The sequence below is a fragment of the Massilia aquatica genome (genome assembly GCF_011682045.1).
GTDB lineage: Bacteria > Pseudomonadota > Gammaproteobacteria > Burkholderiales > Burkholderiaceae_D > Telluria_A > Telluria_A aquatica.
Genome location: NZ_VVIW01000003.1, coordinates 30,062 through 47,554, shown reverse-complemented (window position 1 = coordinate 47,554; position 17,493 = coordinate 30,062). Strand labels below are relative to the sequence as shown.

Genomic DNA, 17,493 nt, shown 5'->3' with positions numbered 1-17,493 from the left:
GTTTTGTCCAGGACAAAATTACCACCTGACGGATAATCCGTGAAATAATGAAATCTGTCAACGATTTGTCCATGACAAAAATGTGTCAGCATGGATGTATACGCAACGGGTGGAAAATTGGATTCAAAAATCGTGATTGATGACGGAGCAGAAAAATCCACAGGCATGGCATCATGTCGCGCTGGCAGCGAACTGCGAAAACAAGCTGATACAAAGAGTAGTTTCCTGGATATCATTTCAATTTACAATCGGGACGATGTCCTGAACAAACCATGAATGCGACCATGAGCCAAGGTCCGACCACTGCGGTCTTCAGCAGCATCAGCGACGTTGAACGCGAGACCGGCGTTCCCAAGGAAACCCTGCGCGTGTGGGAGCGCCGCTATAACTTTCCGCAGCCCGAGCGCGACGGCAACGGCGAGCGCATGTATCCGCTCGAGCAGGTGGCGCGCCTGCGCGTGGTCAAGCGCCTGCTCGACATGGGCTACCGGCCCGGCAAGATCATGCAGTTGAGTACGGAGGAGCTGAGCAACATGGCCAGCAAGTCCGGCACCGGCTCGATCGCCGGCGACGCCGGGGACCCGGTACTGCGCCAGTGCCTGGCCATGATCAAGGCGCACCAGATGCACGAGCTGCGCCAGAAAATGGCCCAGTCCCTGCTGCAACTGGGGCTGCGCCGCTTCGTGCTGGAACTGGTGGCGCCCCTGACCACGCTGGTGGGCGAAACCTGGGCCGCCGGCGGCCTGGCCATCTTCGAAGAACACCTGTTCGCCGAAATGCTGCAAAGCGTGATGCGCAACGCGATTTTTTCGGCCAACCAGCAGGTCGGCCATGCCGACGCCGTTCCGCGCATCCTGCTCACCACCGTGCCCCAGGAGCGCCACGGCCTGGGCCTGCTGATGGCCGAGGCGCTGTTCGCGCTGGAAGGGGCGCACTGCGTCTCGCTCGGGGTGCAGACCCCGCTGGCCGACATCGTCGAAGCGGCGCGGGTGCAGCGCGCCGACATCGTGGCGCTGTCGTTTTCGAGCGTGATGTCGCCGCGCGCGGCGGTCGACAATGTAATCGAGCTGCAAAGCCGGCTGGGAGACCGTGTGCAGGTCTGGGCCGGCGGCAGTTGCGCGGCGCTGGCGCGGCGCCAGCTGGGGCCGAACCGGGTGCTCGACCTGCATGATATCGACGCGGCGGTGGGACGCTGGCGGGCGCAGAACAGCGCGGTTGCCACTTAACGATGTATAGCGGCCAGCCAGGCGGGGGAAAGCGCGTGCTGCTCTGGTAAAATACGCGGCATCGAATTCGTCGTGCCCGGCGCCGCCGGGCATCAGCATGCTGCGCCCTCCATCACATTCCCATGTTTAGTTTTTTTAAGAAAAAACCGCCCGCCCCCGATTCTCCGCCGCCAACGCCGCCCGCAGCGCCTCCTCCGCCGGTCCCCGTGGCCCCGGTGCTTGCAGTCACGCCCGTGGCCCCCGCCGTTACCGAGCCGGCGCCCGCGCCGTCGCCGTCGCGCCGCTACGGCAGCACCTCGACCTTTGTGGCGCCGGCCGTGCCGGCCTTCGGCACCGAACTGATTCCCGAAACCGCCGAACGCCTCGGCAACGAGGCCGACAGCAAGAGTTCCTGGATGGCGCGCCTGAAAGCCGGCCTGTCGAAGACCTCGAACAACCTGAGCCTGCTGTTCGTGGGCGCGCGCATCGACGAAGACCTGTACGAGGAACTCGAAGCGGCGCTGCTGATGTCCGACGCCGGCATGGACGCCACCGATTTCCTGCTCACCGAGCTGCGCCGCAAGGTCAAGGAAGACAAGCTGCTCGATGCCGCCGCCGTCAAGGCCGCACTCAAGGTGCTCATGACCGACATGCTGCGTCCGCTGGTCAAGCCGCTCGAACTGGGCCGCCACGAACCGCTGGTGATGATGATCGCGGGCGTCAATGGCGCCGGCAAGACCACCACCATCGGCAAACTCGCCAAGCACATGCAGAAATACGAGCAATCGGTGCTGCTGGCCGCCGGCGACACCTTCCGCGCCGCCGCGCGCGAGCAGTTGATGGTGTGGGGCCAGCGCAACAACGTCACCGTGATCGCCCAGGAGTCGGGCGACCCGGCCGCCGTGGCCTTCGACGCCGTGCAATCGGGCAAGGCGCGCAAGATGGACGTGGTCATGGTCGACACGGCCGGCCGCCTGCCCACCCAGCTGCACCTGATGGAAGAACTGAAAAAGATCAAGCGCGTGATCGGCAAGGGCATGGACGGCGCCCCGCACGAAGTACTGCTGGTCATCGACGGCAACACCGGCCAGAACGCGCTGGCCCAGGTCAAGGCGTTTGATGACGCCCTGCAACTGACGGGCCTGGTCATCACCAAGCTCGACGGCACCGCCAAGGGCGGCGTGCTGGCCGCGATCGCCCGCACCCGCCCGATTCCGGTCTACTTCATCGGGGTCGGCGAGAAAATCGAAGACCTGCAACCATTCAGCGCCGACGAATTCGTCGAGGCGCTGCTGGGATAAGCGTTCATGATCGAATTTAGGTGTGTCTCCAAAACCTACCCGGGCGACGCCACCGCGCTGCGCGAAGTAACCCTGAACATCGCGCGCGGCGAGCTGGTCTACCTGGCCGGCCCGTCCGGCGCCGGCAAGTCGACCCTGCTCAAGATGATCGCCGCGATGGAACGCCCGACCTCGGGCAGCGTGCTGGTCAACGAGCAGGATATCGGACGCATGAACAACGCCGCCCTGCCCTTCCTGCGGCGTAACCTCGGCCTGATCTTCCAGCAGCAGCGCCTGCTGACAGACCGCTCGATCCTGGCCAACACCATGCTGCCGCTGCTGGTGACCGGGGCCTCCAAGGCCGAGGCCGAACTGCGCGCCCGCGCCGCGCTCGACAAAGTCGGGCTGGAGGGACGCGCCTTGTCCAAGCCGCTCGAACTGTCGGGCGGCGAGCAGCAGCGCGTGGCGATCGCGCGCGCCATCGTCAACCGGCCGCAGATCATCCTGGCCGACGAACCGACCGCCAACCTGGACCGCGCCAGCGCCGACAAGGTGCTCGACGCCCTGCGCGCCTTTCACTCGGTGGGCGTGACCTGCCTGGTGGCCACCCACGACGAACTGGTGCTGTACGACGCCGCGCGCCACAAGCACGCGCGCGTGATCCGGCTCGACCATGGCACGGTGGTGGGAGACGCCACATGAAGCGCTGGTTCCGCCAACACAGTTTCGCGATCAGCTCGGCGCTCGGCACCCTGGCCAAGTCGCCGCTCAGTTTCCTGTTCAATGTGATCGTGGTGGCCATCGCGCTCACCTTGCCGTTCGCCGGCCTGACCCTGCTCGACAATGTGCGCCCGATGTCCGAGCAGCTTTCGGTCGAGCCTGAAATCAGCGTGTTCGCCAAGGCCGACACCACGCGCGCGCAGGTGCTGGCCATGGAACCGGCGATCCGCGCCATCGTCGCCGATCCCAAGTCGCGCATCGTGTTCGTGCCGCGCGAACAGGCGCTCGAGAGCTTGAACAGCAAGACCGGGCTGACCGACGTGCTGGCCACCCTGGGCGAAAATCCGCTGCCGGACGGCTATGTGCTCAAACTCGACAGTTTCAGGAGCGTTAACGAAGCCGGCAGCGTCGACGCCATCGCCGCGCGCCTGCGCACTTTACCGGGCGTGGACGCGGTGCAGGTCGATTCGGCCTGGGTCAAGCGCCTGGCCGCGCTGCTGCGCGTGCTGCGCCTGATCCTGCTGCTGCTGGCCGTCACGCTCGGGATGGTGGTGGTGGCCGTGGTATTCAACACGATCCGCCTGCAGGTGCTGACCCAGCGCGATGAAATCGCCGTCAGCAAACTGATCGGCGCGACCGACGGTTTTATCCACCGGCCCTTCTATTACACCGGCGGCTTGCTCGGCTTGTGCGCCGGCGCGGTGGCGCTCGGCGCGGTGACCTTGTCCTTGCAGCCGCTCAACGTGGCCATCGGCGACTTCGCACGCCTGTACGGCTCTTCCTTCCAGCTGGCGCCGCTTAATCCCGTGTTCATGGGGCTGCTGCTGGCGGTCAGCGCCACGCTCGGCCTGGCCGGCGCGGTATTGTCGGTGCGCAGGCACCTGGCGCGCCTGCGCTAAGACGAAAAAATGGCCGCTTGCGCGGCCATCAAGACAATCGAAGGGGCCGCTGATGCGGCCCCTTTTGCGTCTTGCTCAGATCAGGAAGCCGGAGCCATCGGCCAGGTTGATCGGCGAGGTCAGGTACTGGCCGTCGCCGAAGCTGCTGCTGCCGATGATGTTCAGGGCCGGCATCTGGGCCACGTTGGCCAGGGTGGCGGCCGTGGCGTACTGCTGCGCCAGGTCGCCGCCGATGGCCATGTTGCCGCTCGCCTTGATCCAGGCGCCGGCCAGCTCGGGCGCCAGGTTCCAGCTGGCCAGCGCCGGATTGGCCTGCATGGCCAGCTCGAACTTGCCGGCCAGCGCATCGAAGTTGAACAGCTGGACTTTCTGGCTGTGCATGGCCAGCGGCGACGCGGCCAGGAAATCGCTGCTGCCGTCGATGAACATTTGCAACTTGCCCACGCTGTGGCTGCCGCTCGTGGCAAACCAGCCCTTCAGGCTGATCTGCTCGCCGGCGCCGGTGCCGAACACCAGGTCGCTGCCCGCTTTCTTGAACGTCAGGTCGGCATAGGTAATGCCGCGTCCCAGCGAAATCACGTTGTCGGCCACGCTGCCGGGAGTGACCGTATCGCTGCCGTCGCCGCGGTTGAAGGCGATGATGTCGACGCCGTTGCCGGTGGTGATGATGTCGTTGCCGGCGCCGCCGATGTACATCTCGTTACTGGCACCGCCGCTGAGCGTGTCGACGCCGCTGCCGCCGTCGAACAGGTTCTTGCCCATGGTATCGACCAGGCTGTCGTTGCCGGCGCCGCCCTGCAACAGGTCGTTGCCGCCGTAGCCGTTCAGGAAGTTATTCCCGCTATTGCCGTACAAGACGTTGTCGGTGCCGTTGCCGTAGCCGGCAAACGCGCCGGTGCCGCCCAGTACCAGCACCTCGGCATTGACCGGCAGGGTGTAGCTGAGCGCGGCCACCAGGGTGTCGCGCCCTTCGTTGGCCAGTTCGACCACCAGGTCGCCCGCCGCATCGACCAGGTAGCGGTCGTCGCCAATGCCGCCGGCCATGCGGTCGGCACCCAGGCCGCCATCGAGGGTGTCGTTGCCGCCGAAACCGTTCAACTGGTCGTTGCCCGCCATGCCGGATAAGGTGTCGCCGGCCGAGGCGCCATTGAGCACATCGGCGTCGGCCTTGCCGTCGAGGTTGCGCGCCGCATCGGCTGCGATGTTGAGCTTGAAGCCGATGGCGCCGTTCAGGCCGAAGCTATCGGTGCCGCCCAGCGCCAGCGACAGGCTTGGCGCATCCCCGGCCAATGGCGTGCCGGACAGGGTGCGGGTGAGCGGATCGAAACTGAGCCAGGACGGCAAGGCGGCGCCGCCCGACTGCGTCAGGCGGTAGGTGACGGCGTCGCCATCCGGGTCGACCAGGGTGCGCGCCGGCAGCACGAAGGAAAACGGCGTGTCGCGCGCGGCGTTAAGGGTACCGGGCGCCTCGGTCGGGACCGGGGCCCGGTTGGCGTTCTTGACCACGATATCGATGTTGCTCGATACCGTCAGGCGGCCCTGGTCGGTGGCGGTGGCCACCAGCTGGTAATTGCCGGCGCGGTCGTAATCGGTCACGGCCTTCAAGGTTTCCTTACCGTCGAACCAGAGCCACGACGGCAGGGCGCTGCCGTCCGCCATGCGCAGCTTGACGCTCAGGCTGTCGCCGATGTCGGCGTCGGCAAAGGTCGGCGTGCGTACGCTGAAGCCGCTGTTTTCATAGGTGGTGATGGGCTTGAGCGCGAGCGCCACGGTCGGCGCGGTATTGCCGGCGCCCACCGCCAGGATGAAGTCATCGGTGGCATGCAGCCCGGCCTGGTCTTTCGCCGTCACGCGCAGCGGGATGTTGCCCTGCACGCCCTGCGGGACCGTGCCCTCCAGCAGGCCGCTGGCCGCATCGAAGCGCAGCCAGGCGGGCAAGGGCAAGCCGTCGCTTTGCGCCATCATCAGGCTCAGCACGTCGCCCGCGTTGGGGTCGATAAACATGTCCGCTGGCAGGCTCAGCTTGAAATACTGGCCCGGCGTTGCCGCCTGGTCAGGCAGCGGCAGCTTGAGCTGGGGCGCCTGGTTGAGGTAATCGCTCGGGTAGCCCACGCTGCCATCGGCAAACTCGATGCGCTTGATCGGGCTTTCGGTGCCCGGCGTGCCGCCGCTGGTGAACATGATGACGTCGCCCAGCTTGCCATAGGCGAGCTCAAGGCCGCTGCCGGCCGGCGTCATGCGCAGGTCGGCGGCCGTGATGCCGGCGCCGAAGCGCAGCGTGTTGCCAACGCCGCTCATCTCGCGCGTGTCGACCAGCAGGTCGCGCCCGTCGCCCAGGTTGAATACGTAGGTATCGGAGCCGTCGCCGCCGGACAACTGGTCGTTGCCGCGTCCGCCGATCAGGGTGTCGTCGCCGCCCTTGCCGGCCAGGATATCGTCGCCGCCCCTGGCGTCGATCACATCGTTGCCATCGGTGCCGGCCATGCTTTCGCCCATCTCGCTGCCCCGGTTCACGCGCTCGAAAATGGCCGCCGCGTCCCACTTGCTGCCGTCGGCAAAGCGGATTTCCTTGAGCTGCATGTTGGTGGCGTACAGCGGGTCGTTGAAGATGTAGCCCTGCACCGTGATTTCCTGGCCCGGCGCGCCGTTAATCGTCAGCACCAGGTCGTCGAAACTGCCGCGGTTGACGCGCTGCAACTGCACTTCCTCGGGAACGATGCCGGCGCTAAAGACGATGGTCTGGTAGCGCAGCTCCGGCATCTTGAGATTGTTGAAAATCATGTCGCGGCCGTCGCCGCGCGCGAACACATAGGTATTGTTGCCGAGACTGTCGTCCAGGTAGTCCTCGCCCTGGCCGCCGTTGAGGGTATCGTCGCCCTCGCCGCCGTGCAGCAGATCGACGCCGGACCCGCCCAGCAGCAGGTCGTTGCCCTGCATGCCATGCAGCATGTCGTTGCCGCCGCGGCCGTCGATGCGGTCGTTGCCGGCGCTGCCGCGCAGGTCATTATTGTCGTCGTTACCGGTCAGCAGCAGGTTGTTGATGAGCGCATTGTCCCAGCGCGTGCCGTCGGCGAACTGCAGCGCGATCGCTGGCCCTTGCATGTCCGTTGGCGGAAAATAGGCGCCCACCCGCAGGCTGGCTGCGGCGCCGCCTACATTGATCAGCAACTCGGGGCCTTGGCCGTTATTGCTGCGGGTCAGGACGATATCGGCCGCGCCGATGCCCGCTTCCAGCAGTACCGTGGTGACGCCGCGGCCGCCGAGCATCGGGAGCAGCTCGTCATGGCCGGAGGCGCGCCCGAACAGCAGCGTGGCGCTGCCTTCGCCAATCATGATGCGGTCGTTGCCGGCGCCGCCATCGGCGACGTCGTTGCCCTGGAAGACATCGAGAATGTCGTTGCCGTCGCCGCCGATCAGCAAATCGTCGCCGTTCTGGCCGGCCAGAGTATCGTCGCCGGCGCCGCCGCGCAGGATGTCGCTGCCATAGCTGCCATTGAGGAAATCGGCGCCGTCGGTGCCGCTGACGGTGTTGACCGGCATTGCGCCCCAGGCCCGCATGTCGATCGCCGACTTGTTCATCACGCTGCCGTCGGCGAAATGGATGCTCACCGTACGCTGCACGATGAAATAGTCCTTGATGGTCAGGCGCTCGCCGCTCAGCGGCAATTCCAGCACCAGGTCCGGGCTGTCCGGCGGGGTGCGCAGCACCGCCAGGGTCCCGGCCTGGACCCCGGGCGCCATATCGATGGTCAGCACGTCCCCCTGGGCGTACTTGGGCGCGACGATGGTATCCTGGCCGCTGCCATGACCGAAGCGGTAGGTGTCGTAGCCGCCTTCGCCGTTAAGCACGTCGTTGCCGGCGCCGCCATCGAGAAAATCGTTGCCGAAGCCGCCGACCAGGCTGTCGTCGCCGCTGCCCCCAAGCAGCACATCGTTGCCCGGGGAACCGATCAGGGTATCGTTGCCGCTACCGCCGCTCAGCACCGACGGCCCGCCGCCGTACAGCATGTCGTTGCCGCCGGCGCCGTCGATGAGCGGACCGTACATCGTGTTGTCCTGCTCGTCGAGCACCAGCAGCGGCCTGCCATCCATCAGGAAGGTGGACTGGATCGCTTGCATATCCCAGCGCGCACCGTCGGCAAAGCGGATTTCACTGATGGAATAGGCCCACGCCATGGCCCCCGTATACGTCGCTTGCTGTGCGAAAAAAAGATGGACGGTCAAGCTGTCCTCGGTACCGGAGATGCGCAGCACCAGATCGTCGTTGTTGCGGGTCAGGCGCAGTTCGGACGCGGTCACGCCCTCGCCCAGTTGCAGCACGTTCATGCCGGCATCCTGCGCGCCGTTATAGACGATGATGTCCTGTCCGCCGCCGCGCCCCCAGTGGTAGGTATTCGCGCCAATGCCCCCGTGCAGGATATCCTTGCCGGCACCGCCGTCGAGGGTGTCGTTGCCGTCGCCGCCGGACAGGAAGTCGTCACCGCCTTTGCCGTTGATCACCTCCGCCGCCGAGCCGCCATTGAGTTGGTTGTTATTGTCGTCGCCATCGATGATGATAATCGGAACCATGATGTCCTTCAAAAAATGTTGAGATGTCATTGTTTTAAAGAAATTCTTTCACTCTGTCAATACAACTTCTTACATTTGCATTTATCCGTGGCGGGTAAGCAACTGCGCCGCCTGCGCGCCCAAGGTGTGGGAACGAACAGACCCCGGCGCCGCCTTGCGCGATACTGGGATTGTTGGTGCCGGTGTGCGCTAAAGCAAAGAAAATGACGATTCTCCGCAGCGCTGGTTTGATCCGTATCAAGGCGTAATTGCAGTCCTCGACTAGAGTGAAGCTTGCCAATTTATGGTTGCCTCTACGCAATAACATTTCGCTATCACTGCCATACATTCTGCACATTGGCACTCCTCGGCAGAGAGTGCTAATATAGGGACTTGCATGGCGGGGAAGACCCGAAGCCACCGCTGGCATCAGAGCGCAACAATCGCCCCGCACCCGTCTTCCGGCCCGGGCATTCGATGATGCAGCACAGAACTCTACGAGGAAATACATGATGACGTTGTCCGCACAATCCGCATTGGTTCCGACCGGCAATCGTGCTTTAGGACTCGGTTTCACCGGCAACCTGGGCAATATCGACGCCTATATCTCGGCGGTGAACCGCCTGCCGATGCTGACCCACGAAGAAGAGATTTCCCTGGCCCAGCGCCTGCAAAAGAACAACGACCTCGGCGCCGCGCAAGAACTGGTGCTGTCGCACCTGCGCCTGGTGGTGTCGATCGCGCGCGGCTATCTGGGCTACGGCCTGCCGCACGCCGACCTGATCCAGGAAGGCAATATCGGCCTGATGAAAGCGGTCAAGCGTTTCGACCCGGACCAGGGCGTGCGCCTGGTGTCGTACGCGATGCACTGGATCAAGGCTGAGATGCACGAGTACATCCTGAAGAACTGGCGTCTGGTCAAGGTGGCCACCACCAAGGCCCAGCGCAAGCTGTTCTTCAACCTGCGCAGCAACAAGCAGGGCCTGGACGCCATGAGCCCGACCCAGATCGATGCGCTGGCCAAGCTGCTCGACGTCAAGCGCGAAGAAGTGATCGAGATGGAAACGCGCCTGTCCGGCCGCGACATCGCGCTCGAAGCGCCGACCGACGACGAAGACGACAAGTTCTCGCCGATCGCCTATCTGTCGTCGGACTTGTCCGAGCCGACCAAGGTGCTCGAAGCCGAACAGGTCACGCGCTTGCAGTCCGAAGGCCTGGAAACCGCGCTGGGCAAGCTCGACGCCCGTTCGCGCCGCATCGTCGAAGCGCGCTGGCTGGCCAACGACGACGGCTCGGGAGCGACCCTGCACGCCCTGGCCGACGAATTCGGCGTCTCGGCCGAGCGCATCCGCCAGATTGAAAGCGCCGCGCTGAAAAAGATGAAAGGTGCACTTTCAGCATTTATCTGAGAGTAACGCACGTACGGCGCCCCGCGCCGATGCCGCCTGGTGTAGACTAGGCGGCATTTTTTTTGTCGGTACAATTCGTTAAGCTTGTACAAGTCAATACACTTGATTACATATTTATAATTCGACTTTGACGTATCATGCATACCGTGCCGGTGTGCGGGCGCGGCAATCATGAGGCCCCGAGCCGCCCCGAGCGCCGTCACAGCCTTTTTCACAGATCAACATGAATAGGTAGTCTGCAAATGAAATACATAACATGGACACGACATCTGGCCGCCCTGCTGCTGGCGCCCGGCCTGGCCGGCGCCGCTCCGGCCCTGATCGAGTCCCCTGCCCTGAATAATGTGAGCAAACGCTACGCCAGCCAGGGCGGCATCGAACTGGCCGACGTGCGCGCCAGCCGCGGCCTGGCCGAGGTCACCCGCGCCATGCACCTGCGCCCCGGCGACGTGCTGGGCGAAAACGAACACGATATCGCCGCCGCCCTGGGCGTGGTTGCCAACAGCAATCTCGGCTCCTGGAGCACGCCCACCCTGCGCCAGGCTTACCCCGACGCGCGCACCAGCTTCGACAAGCAGCCGCGCAGCGCCTTCGACACGGCCGGCACGCGCGCCAGCGTCTCCTCGCAATCGGTGCCTGAACCCGAAACCTACATCATGCTCGCCGTCGGCGTGGCCGTCATCGTACTCACGCGCGGCACCCGCAAGCGCCTGCAGGACAGTCTCGACGCGTAAGCGCGCCACTCAGGCGCGACGCCGCCATCCCGGCCGCTGCGACCGCGCCGGCGGCCACCTGTTGCTCCCAGTATCTTTCTTACAATGTTGTGCTATGACGTACGGCTAGCCCTCGATTAAGATGGCAACTTGAAAACGCCGTGGGGCGTTCATCGATGTCAAGACACGACAAGGAATCGGATCAATGAAACTGTTTACATTGCAGATGGGTGCAGTCGCGCTGGCTTTCGCGTCCGCCAACGCAGCGGCGGCGCCGACCGTCATCGAAGCTCAAGCCTTCACTTTCAGCAACCCTGATTCGAGCGTGGCCGACGTGCTGGTATCCGATACCGGCGCCGCCACCACCATCCGTTTCAGCGACTTTGCCAACAGCATGGCCGTCTCCAGCAACGATGCCGACGGCAACGGCTACTCGGGCGACCTGGGCTTCGCGGCGCGCTCGGGCTACGTGATCACCGGCTATTCCTTCTCGGCCACCTTCGTCGGCACGCTCGACGCCGCCATGGCGCCGGGCGGCCAGGGCGGCAGCGCCAGCAACCGCGGCGCGGTCAGCCTGTTCGCCAACGGCGACGATAACTGGAGCACCAACAGCAACCGCCAGGTCAATCTGCTCAATGGCAACGACACCTTCGTGTTCAGCTCGGGCAACGTGGCGCTCACGCACATGACCATGTCGCTGAACGGCAGCATGACCGTGTTCGCCATGCCGGCCACCTGGACCACGCCGGACGGCGTGCTCCATAGCCAGGATTCGTTTGCCGGCCTGACCCTGCTGAACCCGACCCTGACGGTCTACACCAGCGCCGTGCCGGAACCGGAAACCTACGCCATGCTGGCGCTCGGCCTGGCCGTGATCGGCCTGACCCGCCGCACCCGGCGCCGCCTGCAAGACGCCGTGGCATAAGTGTCATTGCCTGAAGGCCAGCCCCGGCTGGCCTGGCATTTACTCATTGCAAGGCAAGTGCGCGGCAGCAGCGCCACGCGCCGGCTCCTCAATTGCGCGGCCACACAGTGGCGAAATTGATATGATCTATGATCGGCTTTCCCACTACTGAGGAGCCCATCATGAACAAGCTACTTTTCGCGATCGCCGCCGCCTGCGTATTTACCGGGAGCACCGCCGCGCCAATGAAGGAACCGCCGATGCACCACAAGAACAACCAAACCGTGGCCTTGTTGCCGCAGACCAGCACCACCCTGGCGCCGGACACCGTCCTGCGTTTCGAGCGCGTCGACGACAGCCGCTGCCCGCCCGACGTGGTGTGCATCACGGCCGGCAAGATTGTCTACCACTTCACCCTGATCTTTCCCACAGGCCGAGAGCCGTTCGACCTGGAACCGGCCGAGCCGACCTACATCTCGGTGCAGCGGCCCGACCTGGTGATCGCCCTGGCCACCACCCCGCCGCCACCGCGCCCGACCAATGCGCCGCCGGCCCCGCCGTCCGCGGTGCGCCTGACCATCAGCCAACCTGCCGAAAGCGGATAACGCCCCATGAGCCACGCCGCCCGCCGCTTCGCCCTCGCCTGCACCATCGTCCTGATCGTTCCCGCTGGCCATGCCGGCAGCCCGGTGGCCGGCACCCCGGTGGCCGGCACCCCGATGGCCAGCGGCAGCGGCGGCGCGGTCGCCACCATCAGCGAACAGGCCTCGCAGTCGGCCATGGCGATCCTCGACAAGGGCGGCAATGCGATTGACGCCGCCGTGGCGGCGGCCGCCACCCTGGGCGTGACCGATCCCTACAGCTGCGGCATCGGTGGCGGCGGCTTCATGATGATTTACCTGGCCAAAGACAAGCGCGTGATCACGGTCGACCACCGCGAAACGGCGCCAGGCAAGATCACCCCCACCGTATTCCAGGAAAATGGCAAGGAGAGCAATCTCGATGCCACCATCGCCAGCGCCGCCTCGGTCGGCGTGCCCGGCACCGTGCGCGGCTGGCACGAAGCGCTGAGCCGCTACGGCACCATGTCGTTCAAGCAGGTACTGGCGCCCGCCATCGGCGTGGCCAGCAAGGGCTTTCCTGTGCGCGAGAACTTCAATCGCATGAGCGCCGACAACCAGAAAAAATTCCAGCTGTTTGCCAGCAGCAGCGCGCTGTTCTTAAAAGATGGCAAGCCGCTGGCGGTCGGCACAGTGCTGAAAAACCCCGGCCTGGCCAAGGCCTACCGCGAACTGGCGGCGCAGGGCCAGAAAGCCTTTTACCAGGGCCCGATCGCGCGCGCCATCGTCGACGCCGTGGCCAGGCCGCCGGTGGCGGCCGGGGTGCGCGTGCGTGCCGGGGCGATGAGCATGGCCGACCTGGCCAACTACGAAGCGCGCATCCGCCAGCCGGTCAGGACCACCTACCGCGGCTACGAGATTGTCGGCATGCCCTTGCCAAGCAGCGGCGGCATCGCCATCGGCGAAGCGCTCAACTTGCTCGAAGGCTACAACCTCAAGGCGCTGCCGCGCGCCAGCGCCGAGCATCTGACCATGGAAGCGAGCCGCCTGTCGTTCGCCGACCGCAACGCCTACCTGGCCGACCCGGAATATGTCGACGCGCCGGTAGCGGGCCTGCTCAGCAAAGAATACGCGGCGCGCCGGCGCACCCAGATGAACCTTGAACGCGCCGGCCCCAAAGTGCTGGCGGGCGACCCGTACCCGTTCCAGAACGACCCCAGCGTGCCGCAGCGTCCGCAAGCCACGCGCCTGTTGGCCGACAACGCCCACACCACCCACCTGGCCGTGTCCGACAAGGAAGGCAATATCGTCGCCTACACCTTCACCATCGAATCGTGGGGCGGCAGCGGCATCGTGGTGCCCGGCTACGGCTTCCTGCTCAATAACGAGATGACCGATTTCGACTTCAGCGGCCCCCACCCCAACGTGCCGGAAGCGGGCAAGCGCCCGCGCAGCAGCATGGCGCCGACCATGGCCTTCAAGAACGGCAAGCCGGCGTTTACCATCGGCAGCCCGGGCGGCGCGACCATCATCACCACCGTGCTGCAAACCATCGTCAACCACGTCGACTTCGGCATGCCGATGGACAAGGCCATCAACGCCCCGCGCCTGAGCCAGCGCAACGATGCGACCACCGAGATCGAACCGGGCTTTGCCGGCAGCGCGCAGGCGCTGGCCCTGGAAAAACTGGGCTACAAGTGGGCCGCCAGGCCGGAAGAAATTGGCGCGGCCAACGCCATCGTGTTCAATGCCGACGGCACGGTGACGGCGGTCAGCGAAGGCAAACGGCACGGCGTCGGCAGCGCGCTGGTGCAGAAAAGCGCGAACTAGAGGCGGCCGGCTGGAAAGGCCGCCGCCGCCTTCACCATGCGCAGCCAGCAATGGCGCGCCCAGGCGGCGCCGGCCACCAAGGTGACGGCGCCGAGCGTCCACCAGATGGCGTTGTCGAACCTGCCGCTCAGGGCGGCATATTGCAGTGCCAGGGCAGGCAGCAGCCAGACCGCGCAAGCGGCCAGCACAGCACCCGGCGCGCCCTCGTCCGCCGCGTAATCACGCATGGCCAGCGCACTGGCGCCCATCGCGAGGCAACAGGCCGGCAGCAGGCGCACCACTTCCGTCAGGCTGGCGCCGAGACCGAACGCCGATGTCAGTGTAAGCAGGTTGATGATGGCCCAGCAGGCGGCCAGGCGGCCGAGCAAGGCGCGCGCCAGTACCGTATTCATGGCGGCGGCGCCGGGCATGCGCGGCGCCAGGCGCAGCAAGGATTGTTCGGCGCGGGTCTGGCGGAACGCCAGGACCAGCCCGTACGGCAGCATGGCTTGCAACAGCAGCAAGAAGCACATCATCGCCGGCATCGGAAGCACGAACGATGTCGCCTTGAACAAGCCAACCGCCCCGGCCGCCACGCTCATTGCGCTGAAGACGACCGCCCCGATCCACCAAGTGCGCTCCAGGCGTACCGCCGGGCCCAGCGCGTGCAGCAGCAAGACGCCAGCGTCGCCGCGAACGCAGTCGCGCCGCAGCATGCGCGCATAGGCGCCCCCCGCCGCCCGCCCGCCCCGTGCCGTGCCGCCCGGTACCAGCCCATGCCCGGGCACGGGCCACGGGCCGCACGCCATGCGCCGCAGCAAGGCATAGCCTATCGCCACGCAACATGCCGCGCCGATCGCAGTGAGCCGCTCCGCGCTTAACCATCGTTCCGGCACGCCTGGCGCGAACCACGACACCACGCCGGGCATGAACAGCGCGGCGCAACACAGGTAAGCCAGGCGCGGCAACACCACGAAAGTCGCCGTGAAGATCATCACCGAGCACACCAGCACCAGCGTCGGCAGCGCGGGCGCGCCGGCGCAGGCAAACAGCGCGGTCAAGACGGTGGCGACCAGCACAAAGAGCAGCGCCACCAGGCGCTGCGAGCGTGTGGCGAAGTCGGGCACCAGGATGCTGGCGGCGTGGTTCTGCCGGGCGATCGACGGCAACAGCAATCCCCACCACATCAGCGCCAGCAGCGACAGCGGAATGCCCGCGCCGAGCCCGATCGAAACAAGCCAATGCCCGCTCAAGGCGCCGGCCAGCAGCGGGATCACCAGCGCCAACGCCAGGAAAACCGCGTTCAGTCCGTTGCCGCCGAGGCTGGTGCGGCTGCGGATCGCCGCCATCGCGATGGCGCGGCTGGCGCGCCATTCGGCGCCGAGATCGTCGATGCGCAGCACGCTCATTGGGTCACCTCCACGAACAGGTCTTCCAGGCTGAGCGGTTCAAGGCGCAGCGCCGGTTCGCGCGCAGCCAGCGCCAGCAGGCCGGGATTGGCCGCGCCGGTGATCACATGGACCTGGCCGTCGGATGTGCTGGTGCGGCGCAGTTCGCCGTCGACCTTGATCGACGCAAACAGCGCGGCCGGGCCGCTGACCCGGCGCGCGCTCTCCAGCAAGTCGTCGAGCCCGCCCTGCAGCGCGATCTTTCCGTCTTTCAGGAAAGCCACGTCCAGCGCCACCCGCTCCAGGTCGGACAAAATGTGCGTCGAAAACACCACCGTGGTGCCGCGTCCGATCACATCGTCGACCAGCTCGCGCAAAAACTCGCGCCGGCCGACCGGGTCGAGCGCCGACACGGGTTCATCGAGCACCAGCAGTTCCGGGTCGTGCGCCAGGGCGCGGATGATCGACAGGCGCTGCTTTTCGCCGCCCGACAATTTGCTGATCGGCTTGCCGCACATGAGCGCGTCAAACCCCCAGCGCGCCAGCAACTGCGCCACGCGCCCGCCGTTCCAGCGCGGGTACAGCGCTGCGAAGTAGGCCAGCATCTGCTGCGCCGTCATCCACTCGAACAGGTCGCTCGCCTGCGGCACGTAGCCGATGCGGGCGCGCGTGGCCGGCGACAGGTCGCCGACGGCTTCGCCGAAGGCGGTGACCGTGCCGCCATCGCGCTCGCGCAGGCCGAGCAGGCATTCGAGCAGGGTCGACTTGCCGGCGCCGTTGCGGCCCAGCAGGCCGATGACCTGGCCCGGCCGCACCTGCCAGTCGAGCGCGTTGAGGACTGGCTGGCCGCCAAAGTGCTTGGTCAGCGACGAGGCTTGCAGGATGGGGGCGGTCATGGCGTGTCTTTCATTATCTGGGTGAACAGGGCAAGGACGGTGTCGGGGTCGAGTTCGAGCTGGCGCGCTTCGCGTGCGGCGCGTTCCAGGGTCGGGCGCAGCAACCGGGCGCGTTGCGCCAGGCTGTGGCCGGATGGCGGCGCTTCGGCCACCGTCATGCCAAGCCCACGCCGGCGCGTGAGCACGCCTTCGGTTTCGAGCAGGCCCCAGGCTTTCGAGACCGTCATGGGATTGACCGCGAGGGCCAGCGCGACTTCGCGCACGGACGGCATGGCGTCGCCGGGAGCGAGCTGGCCGCCGGCGATCAGGCGCCGTGCCTGGTCCACCAGTTGGCGGTAGATCGGCTCGGATGACCCGGTGGCGATCGAGAACAGATGGACTAGTGGAATGGTCATGTCAACCTACTGTATTAATTAAATAATACAGTATACGGCGCAAACGGCCCGGTCAAGTGTTTCCGGCAATCTTCTTGTTTGGTGTCAGGGCTGACGGCGGCGCTTCTGGCGCACGCGTGTGGCACAAGGCGCGGCGAACCCACGGAAAGCCAGATCTGGCGGCGGGTTCGGATTGAACAGGGAGGGTGACGCTGCCTTCATGTCGCCCTCCCTGACGTCTTAAGCAGCCTTGCGGCGGCGCACGGCAGCGCCGATGGCCAGCAGGCCCGCGCCCAGCATCAGCCAGGTTTGCGGTTCGGGCACGGCGCTCACCTTATAAGTGACGTCCGAAGTCCAGCGGCCACCGGCAATGGACGGCGCGCCACCGCTATATGAGCCTGAGGAGAATCCGTAACTTTGCCCCGTGGTGAGGGACTCGGAAGAATAATACTCTGAAGTTTCTTTGCGGAAGTAAATGCTGAACTCCGGCGCACTGCCCGGCATCCACGAGAAACTGGAGATCGAGCAGCCGTCGCAGGTCGGATAGTTCTTGCCGTTATAGGATAACGCTTGCAATTGAGCTTTGTCGAACTTGCCGTCGGCATTCACATCGTCCACCGTGAAAGTGCCCTGGAGCATTCCGTCGAAGGGAGAGCCGCTTTCGAGACCGAGGAAGCCGCCGTTAAACGTCCAGTCATAGGTCTGGAGAGCGGCGTGGGCCGGGGCGGCGAACATGAAGGCCGTGGCTGCGCACGCGAGATAACGCAACATTTTTATTCCTGTAATGT

15 protein-coding genes are annotated in these 17,493 nt (G+C 65.5%); 10 read left to right on the top strand and 5 right to left on the bottom strand.

The annotated features are described in order from the left end of the window. The first annotated feature begins 90 nt into the window (after window positions 1-90). The 5 genes from F1609_RS06235 to ftsX all read left to right on the top strand — a co-directional run bounded on the left by F1609_RS06235 (window position 91) and on the right by ftsX (window position 4,104). A complete protein-coding gene (locus F1609_RS06235) occupies window positions 91-276 on the top strand; it encodes a hypothetical protein (RefSeq protein WP_167075642.1) in 186 nt (61 codons plus the stop codon). A gap of 8 nt (window positions 277-284) precedes the next feature. After that, on the top strand, window positions 285-1,226 hold the full coding sequence (locus F1609_RS06230; RefSeq protein WP_167075641.1) for a MerR family transcriptional regulator: 942 nt from the start codon (window positions 285-287) through the stop codon (window positions 1,224-1,226). Window positions 1,227-1,348: 122 nt separating this feature from the next. Further along, on the top strand, window positions 1,349-2,506 hold the full coding sequence (gene ftsY, locus F1609_RS06225; protein WP_167075640.1) for a signal recognition particle-docking protein FtsY: 1,158 nt from the start codon (window positions 1,349-1,351) through the stop codon (window positions 2,504-2,506). 6 nt (window positions 2,507-2,512) lie between these two features. Then, complete coding sequence (locus F1609_RS06220) at window positions 2,513-3,187, top strand: cell division ATP-binding protein FtsE (RefSeq protein ID WP_167075639.1); 675 nt, start codon at window positions 2,513-2,515, stop codon at window positions 3,185-3,187. Next, window positions 3,184-4,104 (top strand): permease-like cell division protein FtsX, encoded by a 921-nt coding sequence (gene ftsX, locus F1609_RS06215; protein ID WP_167075638.1) that lies wholly within the window; start codon window positions 3,184-3,186, stop codon window positions 4,102-4,104. Before F1609_RS06220 ends, ftsX begins: the two co-directional genes overlap by 4 nt. Window positions 4,105-4,179: 75 nt before the next feature. Here the strand turns inward: ftsX and F1609_RS06210 are convergent, their stop codons facing one another. After that, window positions 4,180-8,673, bottom strand: coding sequence for a putative Ig domain-containing protein (locus F1609_RS06210; protein WP_167075637.1), 4,494 nt, complete (start codon window positions 8,671-8,673; stop codon window positions 4,180-4,182). Between the two features lie 488 nt (window positions 8,674-9,161). Here F1609_RS06210 and rpoH point away from each other — a divergent pair, with 488 nt between their 5' ends. The 5 genes from rpoH to ggt all read left to right on the top strand — a co-directional run bounded on the left by rpoH (window position 9,162) and on the right by ggt (window position 14,068). Beyond that, entirely contained in the window at window positions 9,162-10,061 is a 900-nt protein-coding gene (gene rpoH, locus F1609_RS06205) for an RNA polymerase sigma factor RpoH (RefSeq protein ID WP_166870551.1), read from the top strand. A gap of 242 nt (window positions 10,062-10,303) precedes the next feature. Continuing rightward, a complete protein-coding gene (locus tag F1609_RS06200; RefSeq protein ID WP_167075636.1) occupies window positions 10,304-10,795 on the top strand; it encodes a PEP-CTERM sorting domain-containing protein in 492 nt (163 codons plus the stop codon). Window positions 10,796-10,979: 184 nt separating this feature from the next. Next, entirely contained in the window at window positions 10,980-11,699 is a 720-nt protein-coding gene (locus F1609_RS06195) for a PEP-CTERM sorting domain-containing protein (RefSeq protein ID WP_167075635.1), read from the top strand. Between the two features lie 161 nt (window positions 11,700-11,860). Continuing rightward, a complete protein-coding gene (locus tag F1609_RS06190; protein WP_167075634.1) occupies window positions 11,861-12,283 on the top strand; it encodes a hypothetical protein in 423 nt (140 codons plus the stop codon). A gap of 6 nt (window positions 12,284-12,289) precedes the next feature. Next, complete coding sequence (gene ggt / locus F1609_RS06185; RefSeq protein ID WP_167075633.1) at window positions 12,290-14,068, top strand: gamma-glutamyltransferase; 1,779 nt, start codon at window positions 12,290-12,292, stop codon at window positions 14,066-14,068. Here ggt and F1609_RS06180 read toward each other — a convergent pair. The 4 genes from F1609_RS06180 to F1609_RS06165 form a co-directional block, all read right to left on the bottom strand. Next, on the bottom strand, window positions 14,065-15,456 hold the full coding sequence (locus tag F1609_RS06180) for a hypothetical protein (RefSeq protein ID WP_167075632.1): 1,392 nt from the start codon (window positions 15,454-15,456) through the stop codon (window positions 14,065-14,067). The two genes, ggt and F1609_RS06180, sit on opposite strands and share 4 nt — an antisense overlap. Next, window positions 15,453-16,331, bottom strand: a complete 879-nt coding sequence (locus tag F1609_RS06175) for an ABC transporter ATP-binding protein (RefSeq protein WP_167075631.1) — start codon at window positions 16,329-16,331, stop codon at window positions 15,453-15,455. The genes F1609_RS06180 and F1609_RS06175 overlap by 4 nt, the downstream gene beginning before the upstream one ends. Continuing rightward, complete coding sequence (locus F1609_RS06170; RefSeq protein ID WP_167075630.1) at window positions 16,328-16,726, bottom strand: GntR family transcriptional regulator; 399 nt, start codon at window positions 16,724-16,726, stop codon at window positions 16,328-16,330. Before F1609_RS06170 ends, F1609_RS06175 begins: the two co-directional genes overlap by 4 nt. A 219-nt stretch (window positions 16,727-16,945) precedes the next feature. Further along, window positions 16,946-17,476 carry a PEP-CTERM sorting domain-containing protein gene (locus tag F1609_RS06165; protein ID WP_167075629.1) on the bottom strand — a complete coding sequence of 177 codons (531 nt, stop codon included), beginning with the start codon at window positions 17,474-17,476 and terminating at the stop codon, window positions 16,946-16,948. Between the last annotated feature and the right edge of the window lie 17 nt (window positions 17,477-17,493).

Bases quoted from the DNA above. Each gene is read 5' to 3' on its own strand.
- F1609_RS06235 (WP_167075642.1), top strand. From the start codon at position 91: ATGGATGTATACGCAACGGGTGGAAAATTGGATTCAAAAATCGTGATT.
- F1609_RS06230 (WP_167075641.1), top strand. From the start codon at position 285: ATGAGCCAAGGTCCGACCACTGCGGTCTTCAGCAGCATCAGCGACGTT.
- ftsY (WP_167075640.1), top strand. From the start codon at position 1,349: ATGTTTAGTTTTTTTAAGAAAAAACCGCCCGCCCCCGATTCTCCGCCG.
- F1609_RS06220 (WP_167075639.1), top strand. From the start codon at position 2,513: ATGATCGAATTTAGGTGTGTCTCCAAAACCTACCCGGGCGACGCCACC.
- ftsX (WP_167075638.1), top strand. From the start codon at position 3,184: ATGAAGCGCTGGTTCCGCCAACACAGTTTCGCGATCAGCTCGGCGCTC.
- F1609_RS06210 (WP_167075637.1), bottom strand. From the start codon at position 8,673: ATGGTTCCGATTATCATCATCGATGGCGACGACAATAACAACCAACTC.
- rpoH (WP_166870551.1), top strand. From the start codon at position 9,162: ATGATGACGTTGTCCGCACAATCCGCATTGGTTCCGACCGGCAATCGT.
- F1609_RS06200 (WP_167075636.1), top strand. From the start codon at position 10,304: ATGAAATACATAACATGGACACGACATCTGGCCGCCCTGCTGCTGGCG.
- F1609_RS06195 (WP_167075635.1), top strand. From the start codon at position 10,980: ATGAAACTGTTTACATTGCAGATGGGTGCAGTCGCGCTGGCTTTCGCG.
- F1609_RS06190 (WP_167075634.1), top strand. From the start codon at position 11,861: ATGAACAAGCTACTTTTCGCGATCGCCGCCGCCTGCGTATTTACCGGG.
- ggt (WP_167075633.1), top strand. From the start codon at position 12,290: ATGAGCCACGCCGCCCGCCGCTTCGCCCTCGCCTGCACCATCGTCCTG.
- F1609_RS06180 (WP_167075632.1), bottom strand. From the start codon at position 15,456: ATGAGCGTGCTGCGCATCGACGATCTCGGCGCCGAATGGCGCGCCAGC.
- F1609_RS06175 (WP_167075631.1), bottom strand. From the start codon at position 16,331: ATGACCGCCCCCATCCTGCAAGCCTCGTCGCTGACCAAGCACTTTGGC.
- F1609_RS06170 (WP_167075630.1), bottom strand. From the start codon at position 16,726: ATGACCATTCCACTAGTCCATCTGTTCTCGATCGCCACCGGGTCATCC.
- F1609_RS06165 (WP_167075629.1), bottom strand. From the start codon at position 17,476: ATGTTGCGTTATCTCGCGTGCGCAGCCACGGCCTTCATGTTCGCCGCC.